The organism is Halomonas sp. 707B3 (assembly GCF_024158645.1).
In the GTDB taxonomy this organism is placed as follows: Bacteria; Pseudomonadota; Gammaproteobacteria; order Pseudomonadales; family Halomonadaceae; genus Vreelandella; species Vreelandella lionensis.
On the sequence record NZ_JAMZBE010000040.1, the window covers coordinates 1 to 26,746 of the forward strand.

General features: G+C 54.4%; 16 protein-coding genes. 15 read left to right on the plus strand and 1 reads right to left on the minus strand.

Going from position 1 to position 26,746, the window contains the following annotated elements; translation table 11 throughout:
- Positions 1-419: 419 nt before the first annotated feature.
- Positions 420-1,685, plus strand: a complete 1,266-nt coding sequence (gene glyA / locus BIS10_RS07455) for a serine hydroxymethyltransferase (RefSeq protein WP_253503989.1) — start codon at positions 420-422, stop codon at positions 1,683-1,685.
- 110 nt (positions 1,686-1,795) lie between these two features.
- Here the strand turns inward: glyA and BIS10_RS07460 are convergent, their stop codons facing one another.
- A complete protein-coding gene (locus BIS10_RS07460; RefSeq protein WP_253503992.1) occupies positions 1,796-3,235 on the minus strand; it encodes a phosphomannomutase in 1,440 nt (479 codons plus the stop codon).
- A gap of 161 nt (positions 3,236-3,396) precedes the next feature.
- On the opposite strand from BIS10_RS07460, the gene BIS10_RS07465 reads away from it, so the two are divergent.
- The 14 genes from BIS10_RS07465 (at position 3,397) to BIS10_RS07530 (ending at position 26,565) form a co-directional block, all read left to right on the plus strand.
- Positions 3,397-4,266 (plus strand): DUF4214 domain-containing protein, encoded by an 870-nt coding sequence (locus BIS10_RS07465; RefSeq protein ID WP_172514708.1) that lies wholly within the window; start codon positions 3,397-3,399, stop codon positions 4,264-4,266.
- Positions 4,267-4,412: 146 nt separating this feature from the next.
- Positions 4,413-6,167 (plus strand): type I secretion system permease/ATPase, encoded by a 1,755-nt coding sequence (locus BIS10_RS07470; protein ID WP_253503994.1) that lies wholly within the window; start codon positions 4,413-4,415, stop codon positions 6,165-6,167.
- Position 6,168: 1 nt separating this feature from the next.
- Entirely contained in the window at positions 6,169-7,548 is a 1,380-nt protein-coding gene (locus BIS10_RS07475; RefSeq protein ID WP_253503997.1) for an HlyD family type I secretion periplasmic adaptor subunit, read from the plus strand.
- On the plus strand, positions 7,548-8,999 hold the full coding sequence (locus tag BIS10_RS07480) for a TolC family outer membrane protein (RefSeq protein ID WP_253504000.1): 1,452 nt from the start codon (positions 7,548-7,550) through the stop codon (positions 8,997-8,999). Before BIS10_RS07475 ends, BIS10_RS07480 begins: the two co-directional genes overlap by 1 nt.
- 63 nt (positions 9,000-9,062) lie before the next feature.
- Positions 9,063-10,391: an undecaprenyl-phosphate glucose phosphotransferase gene (locus BIS10_RS07485; RefSeq protein ID WP_253504003.1), complete on the plus strand. Its 1,329-nt coding sequence runs from the start codon at positions 9,063-9,065 to the stop codon at positions 10,389-10,391.
- A gap of 63 nt (positions 10,392-10,454) precedes the next feature.
- Positions 10,455-11,894: a mannose-1-phosphate guanylyltransferase/mannose-6-phosphate isomerase gene (locus BIS10_RS07490; protein ID WP_253504006.1), complete on the plus strand. Its 1,440-nt coding sequence runs from the start codon at positions 10,455-10,457 to the stop codon at positions 11,892-11,894.
- A gap of 44 nt (positions 11,895-11,938) precedes the next feature.
- Positions 11,939-13,078 carry a glycosyltransferase gene (locus BIS10_RS07495; RefSeq protein ID WP_253504010.1) on the plus strand — a complete coding sequence of 380 codons (1,140 nt, stop codon included), beginning with the start codon at positions 11,939-11,941 and terminating at the stop codon, positions 13,076-13,078.
- Between the two features lies 1 nt (position 13,079).
- Positions 13,080-13,874 carry an ABC transporter permease gene (locus BIS10_RS07500; protein ID WP_253504013.1) on the plus strand — a complete coding sequence of 265 codons (795 nt, stop codon included), beginning with the start codon at positions 13,080-13,082 and terminating at the stop codon, positions 13,872-13,874.
- Entirely contained in the window at positions 13,874-15,097 is a 1,224-nt protein-coding gene (locus BIS10_RS07505) for an ABC transporter ATP-binding protein (RefSeq protein ID WP_253504017.1), read from the plus strand. Before BIS10_RS07500 ends, BIS10_RS07505 begins: the two co-directional genes overlap by 1 nt.
- Positions 15,094-16,443: an FkbM family methyltransferase gene (locus BIS10_RS07510; protein WP_253504020.1), complete on the plus strand. Its 1,350-nt coding sequence runs from the start codon at positions 15,094-15,096 to the stop codon at positions 16,441-16,443. The genes BIS10_RS07505 and BIS10_RS07510 overlap by 4 nt, the downstream gene beginning before the upstream one ends.
- The gene (locus BIS10_RS07515; protein ID WP_253504023.1) at positions 16,440-20,615 is read left to right on the plus strand and encodes a glycosyltransferase; all 4,176 of its coding nucleotides are present in this window, start codon (positions 16,440-16,442) and stop codon (positions 20,613-20,615) included. The genes BIS10_RS07510 and BIS10_RS07515 overlap by 4 nt, the downstream gene beginning before the upstream one ends.
- A gap of 39 nt (positions 20,616-20,654) precedes the next feature.
- The gene (gene gmd, locus BIS10_RS07520) at positions 20,655-21,686 is read left to right on the plus strand and encodes a GDP-mannose 4,6-dehydratase (RefSeq protein WP_253504026.1); all 1,032 of its coding nucleotides are present in this window, start codon (positions 20,655-20,657) and stop codon (positions 21,684-21,686) included.
- Positions 21,687-22,625 (plus strand): GDP-mannose 4,6-dehydratase, encoded by a 939-nt coding sequence (locus tag BIS10_RS07525; RefSeq protein WP_253504031.1) that lies wholly within the window; start codon positions 21,687-21,689, stop codon positions 22,623-22,625.
- A gap of 340 nt (positions 22,626-22,965) precedes the next feature.
- A complete protein-coding gene (locus tag BIS10_RS07530; protein ID WP_253504033.1) occupies positions 22,966-26,565 on the plus strand; it encodes a hypothetical protein in 3,600 nt (1,199 codons plus the stop codon).
- The last annotated feature ends 181 nt before the right edge of the window (positions 26,566-26,746 follow it).

Consider the following 26,746-nt stretch of genomic DNA (forward strand, 5'->3'; position numbering starts at 1 on the left):
CCAGCCGCCCTTAGCCTGCCGAGGCACCGGTGCCCTCATCATCGCGAGCTAAAGCTCCCTCCTACAACAAGCCTGATCGATTCCAAGTAATGTGCCCCCACCGTGGGAGGCCAATTTATTGGGCGACGGCGGCGCCAGCCGCCCTTAGCCTGCCGAGGCACCAGTGCCTTCATCATCGCGAGCTAAAGCTCCCTCCTACAGCTGGCCTTATCGATCAAGTAATGTGCCCCCCTGTGGGAGGCCAATTTGTTGGGCGACGGGCACGCATGGTTGTCCATTTGGTCAGAACTTTACCCGGCTCACAACATGAAACATGCTCATGCACCACCTGACGCGGATGCGATGAAAGTCGCGTCAGGCTGCGGTATGATAGCCGCCTCGCTTCTCCATGATGATCCTTTCTAACGAGGTTCCCGCCGATGTTCAGCCGCGACATGACAATTGCCGGATTCGATGATGCGCTGTTTGATGCCATGCAAAAAGAAGTGGCACGCCAAGAAGCCCACATCGAACTGATTGCTTCTGAAAACTACGCCAGCCCCCGCGTACTAGAAGCGCAAGGCAGCCAGCTGACCAACAAATACGCCGAAGGCTACCCAGGCAAGCGCTACTACGGCGGCTGTGAATTTGTCGATATCGCTGAAAACTTGGCCATCGACTACGCCAAGCAGCTGTTCGGCGCGACCTATGTCAACGTGCAGCCGCACTCTGGCTCTCAAGCCAACAGCGCTGTTTTCCAAGCGCTGGTCACACCGGGCGACACCATCCTCGGTATGAGCCTAGACGCGGGCGGCCACCTGACTCACGGTGCCAAGCCCAACTTCTCCGGCAAGCACTACAACGCCATTCAGTACGGCCTGAACGAGCAAGGCCTGATCGATTACAACCAAGTAGCTGAACTGGCCCGTGAACACAAGCCGAAAATGATCATCGCCGGTTTCTCTGCCTACTCACAAATCGTGGACTGGGCAAAATTCCGCGAAATCGCCGACGAAGTAGGTGCTTACTTGCTGGTGGATATGGCGCACGTTTCTGGCTTGGTCGCTGCTGGCGTTTACCCCAGCCCGCTGCCCCACGCCCATGTGGTGACCTCCACAACCCACAAAACCCTGCGTGGCCCGCGTAGCGGCGTGATTCTCTCGGCCGAGAACAACCCGGATATCGAGAAAAAGCTGCAGTCGGCAGTCTTCCCCGGTGGCCAGGGCGGCCCGCTGATGCACGTGATTGCCGCCAAAGCGATTTGCTTCAAAGAAGCCATGGAACCCGAGTTCAAAACCTACCAGCAACAGGTGGTTAAGAACGCTCAAGCCATGGCTAAGGTATTCATGGATCGCGGTTACGACATCGTCTCCGGCGGCACTGAAGACCACCTGTTCTTGCTATCACTGATCAAGCAGGGCGTGACTGGTAAAGATGCGGATGCCGCCCTTGGCCGCGCCCACATCACCGTCAATAAAAATGCCGTACCGAACGACCCGCAAAGCCCGTTCGTCACCTCTGGCCTGCGTATCGGCACCCCGGCAGTCACCACGCGCGGTTTCGGTGAAGAGGAGTGTACGCAGCTGGCAGGCTGGATTTGCGATATCCTCGATGTACTGGCCAAAGGCGAAGACACCAGCAGCGTCGAAGCCCAAGTGCTTGATAAAGTCGCTGAAGTTTGTGGCCGCTTCCCGGTTTACAAATAAGCTGATTGTCAGTAAGTTCGTGTTAAGGCTCTCTCACAGTCTCTCCTAGGCTACGGAAAGCCCAAGAAACGGGCACCCTCAAACAGGGTGCCCGTTTCTTGTTGGCTGACTTAAAGCGGGAGGGTAGCTAGCGCCCGCAAACACTTTTGTACCAATGAAGAGGCCTTGGCCTGTTCATCAGATTCACAGTAGCAGCGCAGCTCAGGGGCATTACCCGAAGGGCGAAGGTGAACGATATCCCCATTATCCAGCGTGGTGCGAAGGCCATCGGTGGTATCAATATGGGCCACCGACGCCTCCAACCCTAGTACTTGCACTAAGGTAGCTGGGGAGGTTTCCCACTCCGCCAAAAGCTCACGGCTTTTCTCGGTGGGGAACTCCTTTAAGCGATCACTCGCCGTATAACGGGCAGGCAATTCAGCGAATAGCTGAGAGAGCGGAACCGCTTTTTCAGCTGCCATTACCATTAGCGTGAGTGCAGGCAGCAGAGCGTCGCGGGTGGGTAATGCTGCGAGCTGGCGTTTATCCTCCTCCAGCGTACTGCCCAGTAAAAAGCCGCCGTTCGCCTCAAACCCCGCCACGCGGTTAAAGTCTGCTGAAAGCGCTGCCATGCCCGCCAATACATAAGGGGAGCCAATGCGTGTGCGCGCGACTTTCTTAAAAGCACCGCACTGCTCAATGACAGTATTACAACTCACCGGCACTGCCAGTGCCTCAATATTCAATGCGCGAGCGCATAGCAGCCCCACGATATCGCCACGCTGCCAAGTGCCCGTTTCATCGCCCACTAACGGCCTGTCGCCATCGCCATCGGTAGAAAGCAGGGCGTGTAAATGATGCTGTTTTGCCCAAGCATGCCCTTTGGCTTGGTCCTCTTCGCTAACCGCTTCAGTATCAACCGGTACAAAGGCATCGCTGCGGCCTAGCGTTACCACTTCCGCCCCCAGCGTTTCCAAAATATGCGCGTTTAGGTCACGGCCCGCTGCGGAATGCTGGTAAAGGCCAACCCGCCAGCCTGTTAGCGGCTCACCAGGGAACCAAGTGGCAAAGCGCTCCGCATAGGCTTGGTTAGCGGCATCCGATACCTCATTGCGCTCAACGGCAGCGAGTGAAGGCATAGCAGCATCGGCCTGTAAAATAGCCGCTTCATCCTCTTTGCTAATCTCACCATCTGGGCGGTAAAACTTAATCCCGTTACGGTCGAAGGGAATGTGGCTGCCGGTAATCATAATGCACGGAACGCCATCGGCCATGGCCTTCAGCGCCAGGGCGGGCGTAGGCAGCACGCCATAATCATCCACTGCCAATCCCATCGCCTTGGCGGCGCTGGTGCAAGCGGCAGCCATGCCAGGGCTGCTCGGGCGGCGGTCCAACCCCAAGGCAATGCGCTCAAATGTAAATGAACGCTTCATAGCGGAAATGAAGGCCACGGTAAAGGCCGCGCATACTTCGTCGGTGAACTGCTCCACCAAGCCACGTGCGCCGCTAGTGCCAAAGGCAATGCCACTTTGATTAATAATCTCGGAAGTAGAGCGAGATAAACTCAACATGAATCTCCCTGTGCAATATGGATCAGTCGCCATTATCGAAAGCATAAACAATAAGTTTAACACCCTTACCCGTCGGCGCTATGCAATGACAATGAGTTGTCGTGAAAGCGTCACGCTTTCGTCACTGTTGCATAGGTAAGCTCAAGGAATAGCAGCAATGCTTGAACCAAAAAGTACTTGAGCTAAAAAGGGAAGGGGTCGTTATCAATATCACGCGTAGCACGCTGCTGGATGTGCTTGAGCACGCGGTGGCTGCTTCAGCGCCGAGCGTAACAGCGGGGCAGTTTGCTCAAGTAGGCGGCATTCAATATAGCTACGACTGGAGCCAGCCCGCTGGCGAACGTATTCAGAGTGCCGTTATCCTCAATAACGATGGCACTGTGAATGATGTGCTTGTTGCTAATGGCAGTTTGGTTGGTAATGCCGAAGATACTATTAAAGTCGTTACGTTAGGCTTCCTGGCAGACGGTGGCGATGGCTACCCACTAGGAGAGGGTACCTATCAAAGCCGTCTAGATCTGATGGATGCATTTACCGACGATGGCCAGTTCACGTTTGCTGATAAAGGTACAGAGCAAGATGCTTTTGCAGAGTATATGGCCGCTATGTTCAGCGAAACACCGTTTAGTGAAGAAGAAACACCCGCCAGCGAAGACCTGCGTATTCAAAACCTTAATGAGCGCAGTGAGCTGATCTTCGATGAGCCAGTTGATCCGCTGCTACGCTTGTACGACGCGTCATTTGACCGAGAAGCTGATAGCCAAGGGCTAGCCTACTGGGTTGAGAAGAATGCCTCAGAAAGTCTGGGTGATATTGCCAATAGCTTTATTAACTCAAGTGAATTTAATAGCCAGCATGGCAATCTAGATAACAGCGAATTTGTTGAACTAATGTACGCTAACGTTCTCGAAAGAGCCTCTGACGCAGCAGGAAAAGAGTACTGGCTCAATGAGCTAGACGGTGGTGCAGAAAGAGGAGCAGTGATGATTGGTTTCACAGAATCAGAAGAAAGTATGCTACTGCTAGGTTGATTCTGCCTTCCTTAAAGAGCTGTTTTTTTTCAGTCTGATGGCTCTCCTCGCCAACGTCCCTACCCTTGGTAGGGGCGTTTCTGTTATGCTGCCGCGATTAGTTTTATCTGCACTTGACGCCTTTTCGATTCAACGGTGACCCCTTCATGGCAAAGCAACAGGAAGCAACGGATCTGCAGCGCGCGCTAAAAGCCTGCAAAGGTTCGTTTGTATCGGTCGGTTTTTTCAGTATGTTTGTCAACTTACTGATGTTAGTGCCGCCGATGTACATGCTCCAAGTGTACGACCGCGTACTCACTACCCAAAGTTTCGACACCCTGCTCATGCTCACTCTGGTAGTGGTGTTCCTGTTTATGATTATGGGCGGGCTGGAGTTGGTACGCTCGCGGATGCTGGTGCGGGTGGGCAACCGGCTAGATACCGCCATTAACGAGCGCCTTTACAGTGCCATGTTCCGCCGCAGTTTGGTGGCACAAGGCAGCCAAAGTGCCCAACCGCTGAACGATCTAACCAGCCTGCGCCAGTTTCTGACCGGCAACGGCCTGTTTGCCTTTTTTGATGCCCCCTGGGTGCCGGTTTACCTGGGCGTACTGTTTCTGTTCCACCCCTGGCTGGGCGTGTTTGCCACCTGCGCGGGGGTCATCTTGCTAGCGCTGGCCATTGCCAACGAAAAGGCCACCAAAAAGCTCCTCGCAGACGCCAACAGCGAGCATATTCAAGCTCAGAACCTAGCTAACTCAAACCTGCGCAACGCCGAAGTGCTGCACGCCATGGGCATGTTGCCCGGCATTATGGGGCGCTGGTCGAAAAAGCATCACGAGTTTCTATCCAAGCAGTCCCAAGCCAGCGACCGTGCCGGTGCGCTAACTAACACCTCCAAAATACTCCGCCTGCTGTTTCAATCGCTCATTCTAGGCTTAGGGGCGTTGCTGGTATTAAGGGGTGAAATGACCCCCGGTATGATGATTGCAGGCTCGATTCTGATGGGGCGGGCATTAGCACCTATCGACCAAATGATCGGCGGCTGGAAAGGCTTTGTTGGCGCCCGTGGCTCCTACGAGCGCCTAAACGAACTGCTCACCCAAATCCCCAGCGAGCAGCGCAAAATGTCGCTACCCGCGCCTAAAGGTGAAGTAGCCCTGGAAGGCGTAGCCGCAGCCCCCCCCGGTGCCCGCATGGCGACCATTCGCGGTATTAACTTCTCCGTACCTAAAGGTGAACACGTCGGCATTATCGGCCCAAGTGCGGCTGGTAAATCGACTCTGGCGCGGGTGCTGTTAGGTATCTGGCCCTCGCAAGTGGGCGATGTACGCTTAGATGGCGGTGTTATTACCCAGTACAACCGCGATGAAATTGGCCCCTATATTGGCTACCTGCCCCAGGATATCGAGCTGTTCGACGGCACGATTAGCGAAAACATCGCCCGCTTTGGCGAGATAGACCCACAGAAAGTGGTCGATGCCGCCAAGAAAGCGGGCGTCCATGAAATGATTCTGGAGCTGCCGAACGGCTACGATACCATCATTTCCTCCACCAGCGGCGCACTATCCGGCGGCCAGCGCCAGCGTATTGGCCTTGCTCGTGCGCTTTACGGCAACCCGGTGCTGATCGTACTGGACGAACCCAACGCCAACCTGGATGACGCAGGCGAGCGTGCTCTGGCACAAACCATTGCCCAGCTAAAAGCGGAAGGCACCACGCTATTTGTGATTAGCCACCGTACTAGCGTACTGAAAAGTATGGATAAATTATTGGTAATGAAAGAAGGCCAGGTCAGCATGTTTGGCCCCCGCGACCAAGTGCTAGCCCAATTTGCCAAAAAGCCACGCTCTCAAGTTAGCCAGCAGAATTCAGCACGGCTTTCAGCGATTTCCGGCGGTCGCGGAGGCGAGGAGAAGTAACATGAGCAACGACCAACGCAATCTACCCGCGAACCAAGAAATAGACGTTACCCCCAACGGCCCCGCCACGATTGATGGTGAAGCCTCAGAAAAGCTACCCACCAGCGACAAAGGCTACCGCAGGTTAGGGTATAGCATTCTACTAATTGCTCTGGGCGGTTTTGTTCTGTGGTCAATAACGGCCTCGCTCGCGATTGCCGTGGTGGCGCCAGGCAGTGTCTCTATCGAATCCTTCAAGCGTACCGTACAGCACCTGGAAGGCGGCATTGTGCGCGAACTGCTGGTCGAGGATGGCGACAAAGTAGAGGCCGGCGAGCCGCTAATTGTGCTAAGTGACACCCAGGCGCGTTCGCAGCTGGAAATTGCCCGCTCGCAATACCTCATCAACCGCGCCATGGAAGCCCGCCTGCTAGCCGAGCAAGAAGGCGCAGAGATGATGGTCATTCCTGAAGATATTCAAGACGCCGACAGCCCCCGCGTGCAGCAGATTATTGCCGTACAGCAAAGCCTGTTCACGGCGCGCCGCCAATCGCTGATCAGCACGCTGGAATCCCTGGATGAGCAGATCATCCAGATGCAGGAACAAATCGACGGGCTAGAGCAGCGCATTTCGGTGAATACTCAGCGTATCTCCTCGCTGCGCTCGGAAGCAGAAGACTTCCGCTCGCTCTACCGTGAAGGCCTGGGCGACAACCAGCGCCTGCGCGAGCTAGAGCGCCAAGTATTGCAGTACGAAGGCGACAACGCCGAATTCCGCGCCAACATCGCCCAGCTGCGTTCGCAAATCAGCGAAAACCGCATGCAGAAAGAGATTCAGCAGCAAGAGTTCCAGAAAGAGGTGGGCGAACAGTTGCGGGAAGCTCAGGCGCAAATTGCCCAAGCCGAAGAGCAGATTGTCTCGCTGAGCGACCAAGTAGAGCGCACCGTGATTACCGCACCGGTTTCCGGCACCGTGGTAGGCCGCCAAGTGAACACGGTAGGCGCGGTGATTCGCGGTGGCGATACCATTATGGAGGTAGTGCCCTCTAACGATGGCTTTGTGGTGGAAGCCCGCATTCCCACCCGCGATATCGACAACATCTACATCGGCCAGTTTGCCGAGATCCGCTTTAGCGCCTTCAACCAGCGGCTGACCGATGTGATTGACGGCGAAGTGATCCATGTCAGCGCCGACAGTTTTGAAGATGAAGCCACCGGCGAGCGCTACTACCGTGCGCGGGTTCGCGTGACCGAAGAGGGTTACACGCAAATGAACGAACACATGCAACTGCTCTCGGGTATGCCGGCTGAAGTGATGATCCGCACCGGTGAACGCACCTTCGCCAGCTACATTGCCAAACCCATCACCGATATGCTGGCACGCGCCCTACGCGAGGACTAATGACACAGATGCTAACACGCCTCACTCCGTTGGCACTGGCTATCGGCATGCTCGCGGCACCTTATGCCCACGCCCAGCAAGACCCGCCCGCAGGCAACGAGGCGATGGCAGAGCTAGCCGCCTTAGAGCAAAACAGCGAACTGCCCGCAGCATTGCCATCGCTGCCCGAGCTATTTGCCCGTGCGTTAGAGCACGACGCCGACCTCTCCCGCCAGCGCTATGAGCTAGCCGCCACGCGGGAAGAAGTTCCTATGGCGCGCTCGCAGCTGCTGCCGCAAGTCAGCGCCACCGGCGGCTACCTATGGCAAGACTCCACCAATATTCAAACCTCACCTGATGATTTTGGCCTCGACCAGCCTGCCCAGCGCCCAGGAGAGATAGAAGAAGAGTATTGGCAGCTGCAGCTACAGCAGCCGCTGTTCAGCCTAGAGCGCTGGCGCGGTATGGATGTCGCCAGCGCCCAGGTGGATGCGGCAGAGCTGCAGCTTGCGGTGGTGGAACGGGACCTCGCCCTGCAAGTAAGCGAAGCCTACGTGCAAGCCTACCTCGCCTCCCAACGTTTGGGGCTGCTGGAATCACAACAAGCGTCGCTAGAGCTGCAAGTGCGCCAAGCACAGCGCGCGTTTGATTTAGGCGTAGGCGACCGCATCAACCTGCTGGAAGCCCAGTCGCGTCTAGACCAAGCGATATCGGATGCCGTACTGGCAGAGAACGAGCTGGATAACGCCCTTAGCACCCTGGAACGGCTGACCGGCACACAGCCCGAGTTCCGTGGCCTAGCAGTAGGGGAGCTATCAGAAGTGACCCTGCAAAGCGAGTGGGGCAGTCAAGATGAGTGGATTGCCCGCACCGGCCAAAATTTAGACGTGCTACTGGCCCGCCAAGAGCAGCGCATCTCTGAAGCGGATGCCAGCACCCGTCGAGCAGGCTACTATCCCGAGCTAAACCTCAACCTCAGCTACTCCGACCGCCAAAGTGACGACGAGCTAAGGGAAAGTGAAGACTACCGCGCCAGCGTAGAAATGAGCGTGCCCATTTACCGGGGCGGTTACACCACCGCCAACGTGCGCCAAGGCGAACGGCGCATTGATGCCCGCCAAGCAGCGTTTGATAACCAGCGTAATTTAGCCGTGCAGGAAGTGCGCCAGCGGCTACGCTCATTAAACGGCCACGTACGCCGTATAGAAGCGCTGAAGCAAGCGATTGCCTCCGGCGAGCTGTTTCTGGAAGCTGCCGAACGTGGCGAACAGCTTGGCCTGCGCGATTTAGTAGACGTACTGGATGCCCGCGCAAGCCTGTTTGACCAACGCATACAGTACGTAGACACCATTGGCGAGTATGCCCTGGATAGCCTAGCGCTACAGTCAGCGGTAGGTGAGCTAAGCAGCGATGACTTATCAGGCGTTATGAACCTGCTAGCATCATTAACAGTAGTTGATGGCGCAATCTAGGGACACAATGACGGCATGGCTGTAACAAAAGGTACCCAAAGTAACGATTGGCTCAGGCGTGCCATGCGCTGTTTTGATGCAGCTATCGCCATGCTCGTTTCGCTTACCACGCTATGGTTAATGCCTCATGTGACGGCGGTAAGCGATGATTATCTTTTTCTCATCGTCATTGGCAGCTTGCTGCTTCCCGCAGTAGGGGAGCTGATCGGCTTATACCAACCATGGCGCGGTCGCAGCCTCTACACCATGTTAGGCACCTATGGTTTAAGCTGGATTGCCGCGATAGGGCTGATTAGTCTTCTTTTGGTGGCTACCCAAACAACGTCTAGTTTTTCTCGGCTATGGATGGGGCTAACGGCGCTAACGGTGCTGTTTATTGGAAGCGCGGTGCGCACCGCGCTATACGGCTATCTTCGTCACGTCCGCTCATCAGGTAGAAACCTTAAGCGGGTCTTGGTGGTTGGGGTTCCTGACAATATTGCACTGTTGGAAAAACGCGTCGTTGAGCAACCTCAGGCTGGGTATTTAATTGTCGGCCACCACATCGACACCGGCGATGAAGCGTTTATTTCAGAGATGGAAGCCTTTGCCACTCACAACATATTTCAGCGCTCTTTCGATGAAATATGGCTAGGCTACTCCCTGGTAGAAGGTGATCGTGTTCGCCAGCTCATGAGCCTGTTTGCGGGTATTCCTACTACCATCCGCTTCTTTCCAGACCTACCAGATGTTCGCTTACTGAATCATCGTATTGCTCAAGTAGCAGGGCTCTACTCCCTGGAACTCAACTACACCCCCCTTAATGGGCCGATGAGGATAGTCAAAGCACTGGAAGATCGGCTGTTAGGCTTAGTGCTGTTTATCATCTTTTCGCCTGTCATGGTAGCGGTTGCTATTGCCATAAAATGGCAAATGGGCGGCCCTGTGCTGTTTAAACAAGAACGACACGGCTTGGATGGTAAATGCTTCAAAATCTACAAATTCCGAACCATGAAGCCACATAACAGCAGCACGACACAGCAAGCAACACACGCTGATCAGCGTATCACGCGCCTGGGTAGCTTTCTGCGGCGCACCAGCTTAGATGAACTTCCACAGCTCTATAACGTCCTACAAGGCCGCATGTCGTTAGTTGGGCCAAGGCCACATGCCATGGACCACAACGACCACTACAAGGACCGCATTGATATCTATATGCAACGGCACCGAGTGAAACCCGGCATGACTGGGTGGGCACAGGTGAACGGCCTGCGCGGTATTACCGACGACGTAAAGCTGATGCAAAAGCGCGTTGAGTACGACCTTTACTACATAGAGCGTTGGTCGTTGGGGTTTGATTTGAAAATTTTAGCGATGACATTAACCCGCGGATTTATCAACACCCAGCCTTAAGTAGCTCGCTATACCAATGCCCGCGACGGCTTATCAAAAGATATATGTTTTCAAGGAGGATGTATGATTTTCCCCGTTATCCTATCTGGTGGTTCAGGTTCACGACTCTGGCCTGTGTCACGCGAGCACTACCCCAAGCAGTTTTTAAACCTGCACAAGGAAGACCGCAGCCTATTACAGGAAGCAGCGCAGCGTCTAAATAATGTCGAAGATACCGGCACACCGATCGTAGTGTGTAACGAAGAGCATCGGTTTTTGGTTGCAGAGCAGATGCACCAAATAGGCCAGCAAAATACACAGATTATTTTAGAGCCCTGTGGGCGAAACACTGCCCCCGCGCTTGCACTAGCCGCATTGGCAGCGCGCAGCGTTAGTGCCGATGCTGAACTGCTAGTAATGCCCGCAGACCACGTCATAAAAAATGAAACAGCATTTGCACAAGCGGTCGCAAAAGGGCGCGCACTAGCTGCTGGTGGTAAGTTAGCCACGTTTGGCATTACCCCTAGCTCACCGCAAACAGGCTATGGCTATATACGCCGTGGTAACAGCCTAGATGAAGGCTACGCCGTGGAAGCCTTTGTCGAAAAGCCCGACCTAGCCCGCGCAAAGCAGTACTTAGAAAGCGGCGAATACCTATGGAATAGCGGCATATTCCTGTTTAAAGCAAGCGACTACCTTGCCGCTTTGAGTCAGTTCGCTCCCGATATTCTAGAAGTATGTGAGCGCGCCTTTGAAGCTCGCAGCGAAGATCTCGACTTTTTGCGGGTTGACCAAGAGATATTTACCCAATGCCGCAGTGAATCCATCGACTACGCGGTAATGGAACAAACCAAAGACGCTGCGGTAGTACCTATGGACCCCGGCTGGAGCGACATTGGTGCCTGGGATGCCCTGTACGCCCTCAAAGCTGACGAAGACACAGAAAATGGCAACGCCGTGCATGGCGATGTCATGCTACATAATACGCATGACAGCTTAATCCACAGCGAATCACGCCTTGTGGCCGCCGTTGGCGTCAGCAACCTAGTGATTGTGGAAACCGACGACGCTGTGCTAGTAGCCGACCGACACCAAGCTCAAGACACCAAACTGATCGTCAATGCCCTAAAAGCTGCCGGACGCAAAGAGTCCCAATCGCACCAGCGTGTATACCGCCCCTGGGGTAACTACCGCACCATGGTGCTCACCGACAGCTTTCAGGTCAAAGAGATCGTCGTTAATCCCGGTGCCAAGCTCTCCCTACAAATGCACCACCACCGCGCAGAGCACTGGGTAGTGGTGCAGGGCACGGCGAAAGTAACCCAAGGAGAAGGGCACGGCGACCTCAGCAAGCTAAAAAGTTTTCTGCTCTCGGAAGACGAATCAACCTATATCCCCTTAGGTACAGTTCATCGCCTTGAGAACCCGGGTGTGATTCCCTTACACCTTATCGAAGTACAAACCGGCTCTTATTTAGGGGAAGACGACATCATTCGCTATAACGACGAGTACGGTCGCGAATAACGCTTGCGCACACCTACCGCCGTGAATAGGAGCCAATAACGGTAATGAAAGTCGCCATTGTCCACGACTGGCTGACCACTTGGGCCGGGGCAGAAAAAGCCCTGGCCCAATTGATTGCCTGTTACCCCGATGCAGAGATATTTACCACCGTCAACTTCCTGAAGACGGAGGATATTCCCTGCCTAACGGGCCGTACCATCCATACCAGTTTTATTCAAAAACTCCCCGGTGCACGTAAACACTACCGGCGTTACCTACCGCTCATGCCACTAGCGGTAGAGCAGTTTGACTTGAAAGGGTTTGATCTCATTCTCTCCAGCAGCCATGCGGTTGCCAAAGGTATTATTCCTGACCCAGCCGCTCTGCACGTTTGTTACTGCTACAGCCCCATGCGCTACGCCTGGGACATGCAGCATCAATATTTACGTCAGTCAGGCAATGAAAAAGGGCTCGTGGGAATGCTAATGCGCTGGCAACTGCACCGCTTACGCCAATGGGATTACCTAAGCGCCCAGCGTGTAGACCACTTTATTGCCATATCGGCCTACATTCAGCGTCGGGTTGAGCTGTTTTATCGTCGCTCTGCCGAGATAATTTACCCGCCCGTCGATATTGAAAAATTTAACGCACACCGCCAGCGAAGCGACTTTTATCTAACCGCAGCGCGAATGGTGCCCTATAAACGTATTGATTTAATTATCGAAGCATTTAACCAAATGCCTGATAAAAAGCTGGTAGTGATCGGAGACGGCCCCGACTTTGCCAAGCTAAATGCTCAAGCAGGCCCTAACGTGAAGCTACTGGGCTACCAGCCCGATAGTGTGCTCATTGATCATCTGGAGCGTGCTAAAGCATTTGTCTATATGGCAGAAGAAGATTTCGGCATCTTGCCGGTTGAGGCGCAAGCAGCTGGGGCGCCCGTCATTGGCTATGGCAAAGGTGGCTTGGCAGAAACCATAGTGCACCAGCAAACAGGCCTGTTAGTTGAAGCACAAAGTAGTACAGCGCTAAAGCAAGGTGTTGCACAGTTGGAGCAGCAACAACAGCCAGATAGCCAACAGCGAATGGCCAGTCTCTGCCGACAGAACGCGCAACGATTCGCAAACAGTGAATTTACTCAAGCCATGCAAAACAGCATCGCGACAGCCTACAGCGCTTTACATTCAGCAAAAAATCGAGGGTGAAGTGGAAGCATATATTCGACAGTTATGGACGTACCGAGGTTTTATACTCGGTAACGTAAAACGTGATTTTCAGAGCAAATACCTAAACTCCATATTAGGTGTGGCATGGACAGTGATACAGCCGCTCTCCATGATCTTTGTCTATACACTCATTTTCTCCCAGATCATGCAGGCCAAGTTGCCAGGAGCCGACGAAGTGTACGGCTACAGCATCTACCTGTGTGCTGGTATTTTAACCTGGGCGTTGTTCTCAGAGATCGTCAACCGTTGCCAGAATGTGTTTCTTGAAAACGCAGGAATGATCAAAAAGATCAGCTTTCCGAAAATTTGCCTGCCTGTCATGGTGGTCATTAACGCCTGTATCAACTTCTGCGTTATTTTCGGCCTGTTCTCTCTATTTTTAATCATTTCGGGCAACTTCCCTGGCTGGGTCTACTTGCTGCTGCCCATCATACTTGCCATTCACATTATGTTTTCGGTTGGGCTAGGGATGACCCTGGGCGTGCTCAACGTATTTTTCCGAGATGTTGGTCAGCTGTTTAGCGTCGTGCTGCAATTCTGGTTCTGGCTCACGCCTATTGTTTACCCCATTACCATTTTGCCCGAAAAATTTCAGGCGTTTATGGAAATCAACCCCATGGTGGGCTTGATGTCGGCCTACCAAACGATCTTAGTCTCTGGGCGCATGCCCGACTGGTCAGCGCTGGTGCCTATCTGTGTGCTGGGTATTTTATTTTGCATCAGCGGCATGATCTTGTTTAAAAAGCACAGCGGCGACATGGTGGATGAACTCTAATGGGAAAAATTAGCATTAACGGCTTGGGCAAAGCCTACAAAGTCTATCCCAATCGCTCCGCCCGTTTAAAAGAGTGGGTTATTCCCGGCAAGCAAACACGCCACGAACTCAAGTGGGTGCTTAAAGATATCTCGTTTCACGTAGAACCGGGAGAAGCGGTTGGCATTATCGGGATCAATGGAGCCGGTAAAAGTACGCTGCTGAAAATGATTACTGGCACCACCAAGCCCACCACCGGCAGCGTTGAGCTAGTGGGCCGCGTGGCTGCCTTGCTAGAGTTAGGGATCGGCTTCCACCCAGATTTTACCGGTCGGCAAAATGCCTACATGGCAGGCCAACTGCTGGGCTACAGCGTAGAAGACCTACACCGGTTAATGCCCGCCATTGAAGAGTTTGCTGAAATTGGCGATTACATTGACCAACCCGTGCGTGTTTACTCAAGCGGCATGCAAATGCGCTTGGCATTTAGTGTGGCGACGGCGCATCGCCCAGATATTCTCATTGTTGACGAAGCGCTCTCGGTAGGGGATGCCTACTTTCAGCATAAAAGTTTTGATCGCATTCGCGCGTTTCGTGAGCAGGGCACAACGCTACTACTCGTCTCCCATGACAAGCAGGCCATCCAAAGCATTTGCGACCGAGCCATCATGCTCAACGCAGGTAGAAAAGAGCTGGAAGGCACGCCAGAAGAGGTGATGGATTACTACAATGCCATGCTGGCGCAAAAAGCCAACAGCCGCCTGGAGCAAGTCGCCCAGGACAACGGCCGAGTGCAAACCGTCTCAGGCACTGGTGAAGCCACAGTAAAAGATATCGCGCTATACAACATGGCCGGAGAGCCGGTAGACACCATCAACGTGGGTGAAAAAGTTACCCTAAACGTGGTGGCCGATGTCCACCAAGACCTACCACGGTTAGTGCTCGGTTACGGCATCAAAGACCGCTTGGGACAGGTCATGTACGGCACCAATACCCAGCTCACCGACCAAGTCATCTTCAATGTTAAGAAAGGGCAGACCGTCACATTCAGCTGCACTTTCAGTGCCGATTTAGGACAAGGCAGCTACTCGGTACAAACAGCGCTGGTTAGCACCGATACTCACCTTGTGGATAACTACGAATGGCGCGATTTAGCACTGGTCTTTAACGTTCTCAATATCGACAAGCACCACTTTGCTGGCTGCAACTGGATGCAGCCCACCATAGGGGTCCAAGTTCAATGAGTTTTGTTTCCTACGCGCAGAATTTTGAAGATGTCATGCTCTGGCGTGCACTCGGCTCCATACAAAACGGCAGCTATATTGATATTGGTGCCCAAGACCCCGTAAAAGACTCCGTCAGCCTTGCCTTTTACCAGCACGGCTGGCGCGGCTTACATCTAGAGCCAACTCACCAATATGCCACAGCGCTACAACAAGCCCGCCCTGACGAACGCGTACGGCAAGCCGCAGTAGGCAGCGCACCAGGCCAGCTAACGTTTTACGAGTTTGCTGATACCGGGCTATCAACGGGCGATCAACACATCGCCCAGCAGCACATTGCCCAAGGCTACACGCCCACCACTCATACGGTAGAGGTGGTCACGCTTGATCAACTGCTAGAAGAGTGGCAACAAGAGCACCGCAGCGGCTCACTCCACTGGCTTAAAATCGATGTTGAAGGCATGGAAGGGGAAGTAATAAAAGGCTGGCAAAACTCGCCAGTACGCCCCTGGGTCATTGTAATAGAAAGCCACGCACCGGGCTCTCAGCAACATGCCCATAACGCTTGGGAAAAAGCCCTCATTGAAAAGGGCTACCAGTACGTTTACACCGACGGCATCAACCGCTTTTATCTTGCTGAGCCGCACCTAGCGTTGGCCGACGCATTTGCCTACCCGCCCAATGTCTTTGACGAGTTCGCGCTGAGTGGGCAAGCCAGCCACGCCTTTTGTAACGAGGTAAAGCACCAGGTACACCTCACCGAAGTGCGTGCCGCCGAAGCAGAAGAAAAGCTCTACCACGCCAACCTGCGTTTACAAGCCTCCGAGCGTGTCGCACAGGAGCTAAAAGACACCACACTGCGCCTGGAAGCGAGCAACCAATACTGCAACGTCTTAGCGCAAGAGAAAGCGCAACTCGACCAAGAGAATGCAGAGCAAGCGCAAACCATCGCAGCCCTGAAGGCAGACATTCACCAACTGCTGAATAGCCGCTCATGGCGTATTACTTATCCCCTACGTATCGCCGCCAAGCCACTCAAGCAGTTGAAACACAGCGTATGGCTGTTAAAAAACGACCCCACACAGTTTAAAGCCAGCACCAACCGTAGGGCTGACCAAGGGCTAAAGTGGCTAGCATGGCAAGTGGCCAGCCGCCCAAGGCTCAAAAAAACGGCCATGGCGATACTCAAGCGGGCTCCCTGGTTATTTGAACGCCTCACCCGGCGCTTAAATCGCGCCGCCGTACAAAGTAACCACGACAAGCAGCCGCTGGCATACCACCAAGCCAAACTGACCGCCCGCGCTCGCCAACTGCAGCACACGCTTACCCGAACACCGCCACGCGCCAACAGGGAGTCGCGCACATGAAAATCGTCATTGACATGCAAGGTGCCCAAGCCCAGAGCCGCAAGCGTGGCATAGGGCGTTATACCCTGGCGCTAGTGCGTGGCCTGGTGCGGCAGCGTGGTCAACACCAATTAGTGCTGCTGCTCAACCGCCGCTTTAAAGAGAGCTGTGACAGCCTGATTGAAGAGTTTGCACCCCAAATAGGGCGCGACAATATACAGTTATGGACAAGCCTAACGCCGGTACACCAAGTCGATACCGCCAACCAAGCGCGTTGGCAAGCCGCTGAAGCTCTCTATGAAAATGTACTAGGCGCACTCAATCCCGATATGGTGCTGATAACCAGCCTGTTTGAAGGGGTAGGGGACGACGCCGTGACCAGTATTAAAGCATGGCGCAGCGACTATCCAGTGGCCGCTATACTTTACGACCTGATCCCCCTGCTGCACCCATCACCCTACCTGGACAACCCAGCCCATGCCCGCTGGTACCACGAAAAAATACATCACCTAAAGCAAGCCGACCTGCTGCTCTCGATTTCCCAAGCCACACGGCAAGAAGGGCTGCAGCACTTGGGAATGCCCGACAGCGCGATTACCAATATATCCTCAGCGATAGACGACCTGTTTATCCCCACCGAGGTGAGTGACGAGCGCCAACAAGTACTGCGTGCCCACTACAGCATCCCTAGGCCCTTCGTGATGTACACCGGAGGCATCGACCACCGCAAAAACGTCGAAGGGCTCATACGCGCCTTTGCCAAACTTCCAGAAGACCTACGCCAACGTCACCAACTAGCCATTGTGTGCGCCGTTCACGCACCTGAAAAAGAGCGCCTTCACGCCCTGGCAAAACGACACGGCCTTCGCGAAGACACCCTGGTGCTAACAGACTACGTGCCAGAGCAAGACCTGTTAGAGCTATATAACCTTTGCGAAGTGTTTGTCTTCCCCTCATGGCACGAAGGGTTTGGCCTACCCGCCCTGGAAGCCATGTCCTGCGGCGCCCCAGTTATTGCCTCTAACACCACTAGCCTTCCAGAAGTAGTCGGGTGGGAAGAAGCCCTGTTTGACCCCCACAGTGAACAGGCCATTGCGGAAAAAATTACCCGCGTACTCACCGACGACACCTTCCGCGCGACGCTAAAACAGCATGGCCTAGAGCAGGCCAAGCACTTCAGTTGGGACGCCACCGCCAAAGCAACGATCAACGCCATGGCCGCGTATGTACCAAGCGATCATAGCGCAACACCCCCAGCGGATAGCCCCGCCAAGCCCAAGCTTGCCTACGTATCGCCATTGCCCCCTGAAAGAAGTGGCATCAGCGACTACAGCGCCGAACTGCTGCCCGAGTTAGCAGACTATTACGATATTGATCTCATTATCGACCAGGCAGACCTCGACCCCGCCGTTCAACAGCACGGCCCGCAACGAGACGCCGCCTGGTTACGCGACCACGCCCACGAATATGACCGCGTGCTCTACCACTTCGGCAACTCATCCTTTCATCAGCATATGTTTGACTTGCTTGAAGAGGTCCCAGGCGTGGTCGTACTTCACGACTACTACCTATCAGGCATTATTGCCCACCGTGAATGGTTTTTCGGCCTGGCCAACAGCTGGGTACAAGCACTTTACGAAAGCCACGGCTACCATGCCGTGGCTGAGCGCTGCCACCACCCGGATGCCGCTGAAATTGTATGGCGTTACCCCTGCAACCTGCGCGTATTGCAGCACGCGGAAGGCGTGATTGTTCACTCGCCAGCGAGCACCCGGCTCGCCAGCCAATGGATATCGCCATCGGCCGCCGAACGCTTCACCACCATCCCCCTCTTGCGCCAACCCCCAAAAGTGCAAGAGACTCGCGATGCAATTCGCCAACGGCTGGCGCTCCCGCAAGAGAGCCTCATCGTCGCCAGCTTTGGCTTTATTGGCCCCACAAAGCTCAACCACCGCTTAGTGGATGCCTTTTTAGCCTCAACGCTTGCGCAAGACCCCAACTGCTACCTGCTACTGGTAGGCGATACTGGCCAAGACACCTACGGCCAAGAGCTGCACCAGAAAATTCGTCAGGCAGGGCTCGGTGAACGCCTGCGCATTACCGGCTGGAACGACGAAACCGATTACCATCGCTACTTAGCCGCCGCCGATATCGGCGTACAGCTGCGCACCCGCTCACGCGGGGAAACCTCCGCAGCCGTGCTGGACTGCATGAACTATGGGTTAGCCACCATTGCCAACGCCAACGGCAGTATGGCCGACCTACCCAACGAGGCCGTGCTGAAAATTGCCGACGACTTCACCGATGCAGAGCTGATCAGCGCACTGGAAAGCCTGCACCGCGACTCTGCAAAGCGCCAAGCACTAAGCCAAGCCGCCACCCACTGCCTGCGCACCCAGCACGACCCCGCCAGCTGCGCCAAGCGCTACGAACAGGCCATTGAAGACGCCTACCAGCAGCGTATAAACCGTGCAGAAGCCATTGCCCACACACTCCAACGGCAACTGCCCACCGTTACCCAGCTCAGTGAAGCCGATACCTGCCAGCTAGCCGCCTGCCTGGATGCCAACTTTCCCGAACAGCCCCGGCAAGCCGTGCTGCACATTGATATCACCGAACACCTAAATACCCCCGGCAGCCAGCCTCTGGCCACCGCGCTACTGGCGCACTGGCTGCGCGAACCACCGCGCCACTACCGAGTAGAGCCCGTCTACGCCAATGCCGAAGGCAGCTACCGCTATGCCCGCCAGTATGCGCTGACTACGCTCAACTGCGATCCCAATCTGCTGGATGACGACCCTATCAGCCCCCGCGAAGGCGATGTCTGGCTGGCGCTAGGCCTCAGCGAAACCCACCAGCAGTGCGTCGCGGAACATACCCAATGGCTAGATTGTCAAGGAGTGCACCTCGGCACGGCCAGCGCCCAACAGTTACCCGGCACGCTGGCAGAGCAAACCGCCACGCTGGTCAACCTGTTAGCACCGCTACCTAGCGCGCCCTCGCTATGGGTGGATATTTCCGAGCTGGCCAAACAAGATGTGAATACCGGTATTCAGCGGGTAGTGCGCAACATACTCGCGCAGTGGCGGGAAACAGCGCCCAATGGCTACCAACTACGGTTAATTGCCGCAGATGCCAAACAGCCAGGCTACTTCCACGCCACCCAATACCTACTGGCACAACAGGGGATGCCCGCCACGCTGCTACCCAACACACCTGCACAGCCGCAACCCGGCGACTGCTTTTTAGGGCTGGACCTTCAACCCGGGGTTGTCTCCCACCAGCGCGAGACCTACCGCCGTTGGAGAGAGCAGGGCGTGCATACCGCGTTTGTGGTGTACGACCTGCTATGCATTCACTACCCCGAATACTTCAGTGAAGGGGGCGAGCACAGTTTCACCCGCTGGCTGCACACCGTAGCGGAAAGCCAGCAACTGATCTGTATCTCCCAAGCAGTGGCCCACCAACTGCAAGCCTGGATAGCGCAGCAGCCTACTGCCGCCCCAGAACGAGTAACGCCACCGCAAGTGAGCTGGTTCCACCTGGGGGCCGAATTAGACAACCTGCCAAGCGACGCCCAGCCCGAAAAAAGCCCGCTGCCTGACGAGCGTCAGGCAGCCCCCACGTTACTCATGGTAGGCACCCTGGAGCCACGCAAAGGGCACCAACAAGCGCTCGCTGCCTGCGAGCAGCTCTGGCAAAATGGTCACGATATCAACCTTGTGATCGTAGGTAAGCCGGGCTGGCAAACCGAAGCGCTGTGTGAAGCGCTCAACCAGCACCCCGAAAAAGGGCGGCGGCTGTTTTGGTGGCAAACCTGCAGCGATGCCACCCTGGCTGCGCTCTACCAAACCAGTAGCGCACTGCTAGCTGCCTCCTATGATGAAGGTTTTGGGCTACCTTTAATTGAAGCTGCCCGCTACGGGTTAGCCATTATCGCGCGGGATATACCCGTCTTTAGAGAAGTGGCCGGGCAGCACGCCAGCTACTTCCAGGCGACAATCCCAGAAGCGCTTGCCCAAGCACTAGCTAACTGGCTTGCCGAGTACCGCGCAGGGCAGCATGCCCAATCGGCAGCGCTACCCTGGCAAACCTGGCAGGAGAGTGCTGCCCAATTAACAGCACGCCTACCCACGGCACGCCAAACGGCACCACTAAGCAATAGCATCGCTACGCACATTGCAGGCGAATAAGCAACGAAGCTTTATTAGCACGACACACTAGGAAACGTTATGAACGCAATTATTACCGGTATTACAGGCCAGGACGGCGCTTACCTCGCACAATTGCTGCTAGAGAAAGGCTACACGGTATACGGCACCTACCGCCGCACCAGCTCGGTCAACTTCTGGCGGATTAACGAACTCGGCATTGAACAACACCCCAACCTGCATTTGGTAGAGTACGACCTGACCGATCTCTCCTCCAGCATTCGCTTGCTGCAAAGCACCCAGGCCACCGAGGTCTACAACCTCGCCGCACAGAGCTTTGTGGGCGTCTCCTTCGACCAGCCGATCACCACCGCCGAGATCACCGGCCTAGGCCCGGTAAACCTGCTGGAAGCCATCCGCATCGTCAACCCCGCCATTCGCTTCTACCAAGCTTCCACCTCGGAAATGTTTGGTAAAGTGCAAGCGATTCCGCAAACGGAAACCACCCCGTTCTACCCCCGCAGCCCCTACGGTGTGGCCAAGCTCTACGCCCACTGGATGACCATCAACTACCGCGAATCCTACGACATCTTCGCCACCAGCGGCATTCTGTTTAACCACGAATCGCCCCTGCGCGGCCAAGAGTTCGTGACCCGTAAAATTACCGACACCCTAGCGAAAATTAAGCTAGGCAAGCAAGAGCGCCTAGAGCTGGGCAACATGGATGCCAAGCGCGATTGGGGCTACGCGAAAGACTACGTAGAAGGCATGTGGCGCATGTTACAAGCCGACAAGCCCGACACCTTCGTACTGGCCACCAACCGCACCGAAACCGTGCGCGACTTCGTCACCCTGGCCGCCAAAGCCCTGGATATCGAACTGGAATGGCAAGGCAGCGAAGAGAACGAACAAGGCATCGACCGAGCCACCGGCAAAGCCGTTGTAGTGGTTAACCCCAAATTCTACCGCCCAGCAGAAGTTGAACTACTCATTGGCGACCCAGCCCATGCCCGCGACGTGCTTGGTTGGGAGCCCACCACCAGCCTAGAAGAGCTTTGCCGCATGATGGTAGAAGCCGACCTACGCCGAAACCAACAAGGGTTTTCATTTTAAATGACCGCCAACGCCCCCCACACTACCAAGCCAGCCAAGCGTGTGCTGATTACCGGCAGCCAAGGGTTCACCGGGCGTTATTTGGCCGCGTTGCTTCATCAAGCGGGCTACTGCGTGCTGGGCACCTCCACCCGGGTACCGCCCAGCGGTGCAGGCGCACCAGCGGTGGCTCAGCTATATGAGATGGACCTGACCAACGCCGAGCAGGTGCGCCATGTGGTTAGCCAGGCACGGCCCGACTATGTGGTGCATCTGGCGGCCTCTGCCTTTGTGGGTAGCGGCAATGCCGATGCGTTCTATCGCACCAACGTGATAGGCACACGCCACCTGCTTGAAGCGCTGGCCGAAGGTGCCACCCAGCCGCGAAAGGTCATTCTTGCCAGCAGCGCCAACGTATACGGCAACCAGTATGAGGGGCAGCTTTCAGAGCACGCAATGTTAAACCCCGCCAACGACTACGCGGTGAGCAAAGTAGCGATGGAGCACATGGCATGGCTATGGGCCGACAAACTTCCCCTGCTGATTACCCGGCCCTTCAACTACACTGGGGTAGGTCAGGAAGAGCGCTACCTAGTGCCGAAGATAGTAGAACACTTTCGGCGGCGAGCCGACACCATTGAGTTGGGTAATATAAACGTAGCACGTGATTTTAGTGATGTACGCGCGATAGTAAGTGCTTACCAAGGGCTACTGGAAAACGATGCAGTTAACCAAGTGGTTAACCTTTGCAGCGGTACCAGCCACACCCTGCAAAGCATTTTTAACCTATGCGTAGAACAAACGGGCCATACACCCCAAATTGTCGTTAACCCTGCGTTTGTAAGAGCCAACGATGTAAAAGTGCTCTATGGCGACAATACCCGGCTAACGCACCTGCTGCCCGGCTGGGCGCCTACTCCTATGGCAGAAACGATTGCCTGGATGTTGAAAAAAGAGTGAACAAAACGGCCTAATTAGACTAATATGGCCCCTATTCACTGTAATACACTATGAGGCAGCGCTATCATTACCATCAGCATAAAAAAGTAGGCTTAAAAGGGGATAAGCCTCAGCCCTGCTTTAATGTGTTCTCTGGGCACACTGCTGCCTTGACAGTAATGAAAGACGGTGATGATATATGCCAGGTGGATAGCTTCGGGATGCTTTGGGCATGAAAGTGACCCCCCCGAATCTTTTGATTGCCCGGTGTATGGAATCTGAAGCTTATTTGCGGTAGTTTGCTTTTCGCAGTCTGCTGCTTTCCATGTAGCGTGACGCACTAACTCTAGAGGAAACACAAATGGAATTAACAGCACTCCAACAGCTGGTACACCAAATGTACATCGCTTACTACCAGCGTCCTGCTGACCCTGACGGTCTGCAGTACTGGGTAGACCAGCTTGAACAGAATGGCGACTGGACAGCTGTTTCCGCAGCGTTCGGTGCACCGGAAAACGAAGAGAACCAAGCACTGTATGGTGATCTGAACCGCGAACAAACTATCGCTGCTATCTATCAGTCCGCGTTCAATCGCGAAGCCGTGGCTGAAGAAGTTGCGTTCTGGGCAGCTAGCGAATTCTCTGCTACCGACCTGACCTTTGCCATCGTGAACGGTGCGCAAAACTCTGACAAAGCTACTGTTGACAACAAAGTGGCTTTCTCAGCAGAGCTGGTTGCCCAAGTGGGAACCAATGCTGCCTACGCAGAGCTGCAAGACCCGAAAGCACTGCTGACCGCTGTTACTGAAGAAACTGAAGTAACGGCAGACTACGTCAGCGACGCTGTTGCTTCTGGCAAGGTTGGCGAAACCTTCAGTCTCACTGCAGCTACTGATGACACCCTTATTGGTACAGCAGGCAGCGACACGTTTACTGGTGACGCTGACACCTACTCAAATACCGACCAAATCATAGATCAGTCTTCTGCAGATAATGATGTATTCTCCTTAACGGTTGGCGATTTTGCTACAACTATAACCCCTGATGTTACCGGCGTCGAAAATATTAATATTACGGCTAATAGCCTAAATGCAGAAACCGTTGATGTTGCTTCTATCAAAGGGGCTAAAAACCTAACCATCTCTCGCGGTGATGTTGTGGTTGGTGGATCAACGCTAACCGGCGACAAGACGGTAGACGTTAATAACGTTGACGCATCTCAGGTTGCTGCCATTACTGTCGGTGCTGGCACGACTACTGTTGACATCGACGCTGCTGCTGATGACAAAGCTGGCTTGGTTGTCAACGCTGACGAAGCAACGACTTCCGTCAACGTCGACGGCGCTTCTACCATTAACGCCGCCAATGCTACTGGCACTGTAGCAGTTAATGCCGTAACCAACACAGCAGCGGCTGAAACTGGCAAAGCAACTGTCATCAACGCTGCTAAAGCCGCAACTGTCAGTACTGACGCTGACCTGACCGGTTCAATCACTATCAATGCTGCGGCAGCTACTAGCGTAACCGTCGGCGACGCTCAGGGCGGTGCTACCGTTGACGCGCAGGCTGCAAAGGCGACAATCAATGTAAGTGGTATCGATGACACCGGTGCGACTGTAACTGCAGGCACTGGAACTAAAGATGATCACATCAAGATCAATCTTGACGGTACGACTAAAACTACTGACGTAGCGACGGTTTCTGCTGCGGGTCTGGTAGATTTGGACAACGAAGTCAACGCTGGTAACGATGTAGAAACCCTTACCTTGTCTGGTAATGGCGCGGCGGCTACTTATTATGTTGCTGATGGTGGCGTCCTGACGTCGGTTACAAAAGCGGGCGATCAGTCTGTAACGCTTAGCGGCAATGCGGCTACCTTTACTGCTGTTTCTATGTCCGGTGTAGACGTTGTTGCCATCGACAGCGATGGTGCTGGTGCACTGGATGCATCTAAGTTCGAAGGCGTTGGTAAGATTACCGTTGCTAATGATATGGGTGCAGACATTACAGTTTCTGATGCGCAGACTGTTGAATTTTCTGCAAACCAGACTGGCCTGAACTTTGAATATGCTACCGACGCTGCCAACCTGAACCTAATTGCAGGTGATGTGAACGGCGATTCGACTGCTGTGGGTACCCTGTCTCTTGGCGCACTAACTGCTGATGCCGCAGCAACTGCAACAGGCAACGTTACTATCACGGCGGAAGAAGCTAACGTGACAGCGGCTTCTGTTGTGATCGGAGCTAAGCAGACTCTGGCTCTGAATGGCGACGAAGATTATGACTTGGGTGCTATTACAGCGGCAGCGGTGGATGCTTCCGCCGCTACTGGTAATGTGAAGCTGACCTCTGCCGGTAACGTTAAAACTGTTGTAACCGGCGCGGGCAAAGATGATTTGACTGCAAATGATGACAGTATTCACAATATCTCGTCTGGCGCTGGTGATGACAAAGTTACAGTTACCGATGCCGCAGCGACCTCACAGTTCTCCGCTGGTTCAGGCAACGATACTATCGTTCTCACTGAAGTCGCGACTGCTTACGTTGCTGTTGGCGATGAAGGCGATGACTTGTTCCAAGCTGCTGACGACTTCAACGCTGTAGTCGTGGGTGGTGCGGGTACTGACACTCTGGAGTTCACTGGTGCCGCTGACTTCGTAGCAGGCAATCGCACTAGCTTTGCAATGAGCAGCTTCGAAAAGATTGACGTTAACGCAGTCGCTCTGAAGCTCGATAGTGCAATGTTTGCCAACAACAATGCGTTTGAGTTGGATGGAACCGGTAGTTTGACAGTTGTAGGTAAGTCTGCAACTCAAGGCAACACTATTGATGCAAGCGGTGTAACCTTGGCGACTGGTGCGACTGCATCAATTACCCTTGAGGGTAATGCCAAAGCAGACACCATCACTGGCTCCGCTAATAAGGACACCATCAACGGCACCGCTGGAGATGACGCGATTGATGGCGGCGCTGGTGCTGACACCTTCGTTGCGACTAAAACTGCCGAAGCAGGTAATGGTGTAGCGTCAGTTGTTAACCTGGGTTCTACTGCGATTTCAGCTGTTGATGTACTGAACGAAACAGGCCTGCGCACCGCTGGTGATTCTGCTGTAGCTGGTAATACAGCAGCCACTGTATTCAATGACACCCTCGCTACGAATAATGCATCTGTAGCGACTCTGTCTAACATCGAGAACGTAACTGGTACTGGCGGTAAGGACTACATCGTCGGTTCTTCAGAAGCTAACGTTCTGAATGGTGGTGCAGAAGCTGACTACATCGACGGCGGTGATGGCGATGACACCATCGGCGGTGGTGACGGCAACGATATCATCATCGGCGGCTTGGGGGTTGATGAACTAACCGGTGGTGACGGCAACGATACCATCACTGGCGGCGAAGGTGCCGATACCATCACTGGCGGCGAAGGTGCCGATACCATCACCGGTGGTGCCGGCAACGACACCATTAGTCTGGCTGAGACCAGTGTCGCTGTCGACAAGGTGGTTATTGATCAGACTGCTGCTGACAACAAGAGCACTGTAACTGGCTTCAAGAGTACTTCTGACATCATTCAGATCAGCGGTGCTCTCAAGACAGCTCTCGCGTCTGATACGGGGAAAGTCGCTGGTGATTCAACTACTCCAGCAGCGTACGCTATCGAAACAGCTGCTATTGGTACTGTTACTGATGCCAATAATGGTACGTTGACTAGTGCTGATTTGACTGATCTCGCTAAGGTAGCGGCGTCCATTAATGGTGCGTTCAGCTTTACTGATGCTGCCGGCGAAGTCGCACAAACTGAAGTATTTGCTGTTGAGAGCGACACAGCTGGCAACTTTGGAATTTACGCCTGGACGCAAAGCGCCGATGCCGACACTACGGTAGATTCTGGCGAATTGGTATTACTAGGTACCGTTACCGGTGATGACTTTGCTGCTGTTGACATAGCGATCGCCTAATCCCTCTCTCTGAGAAGGATGCCTATCCTCGATAGGTAAAAGCACTAAAACCCCTGGCCTCGGCTGGGGGTTTTTTCTCCTAGCAAGACCGTGTTTGACAACGTATTTTGCCCTGACCTTGTCGGGGCTTTTTTATTCAAAAGCGGAGGGTCTATGCCTCAGTGGATCGCACTTTCACGCA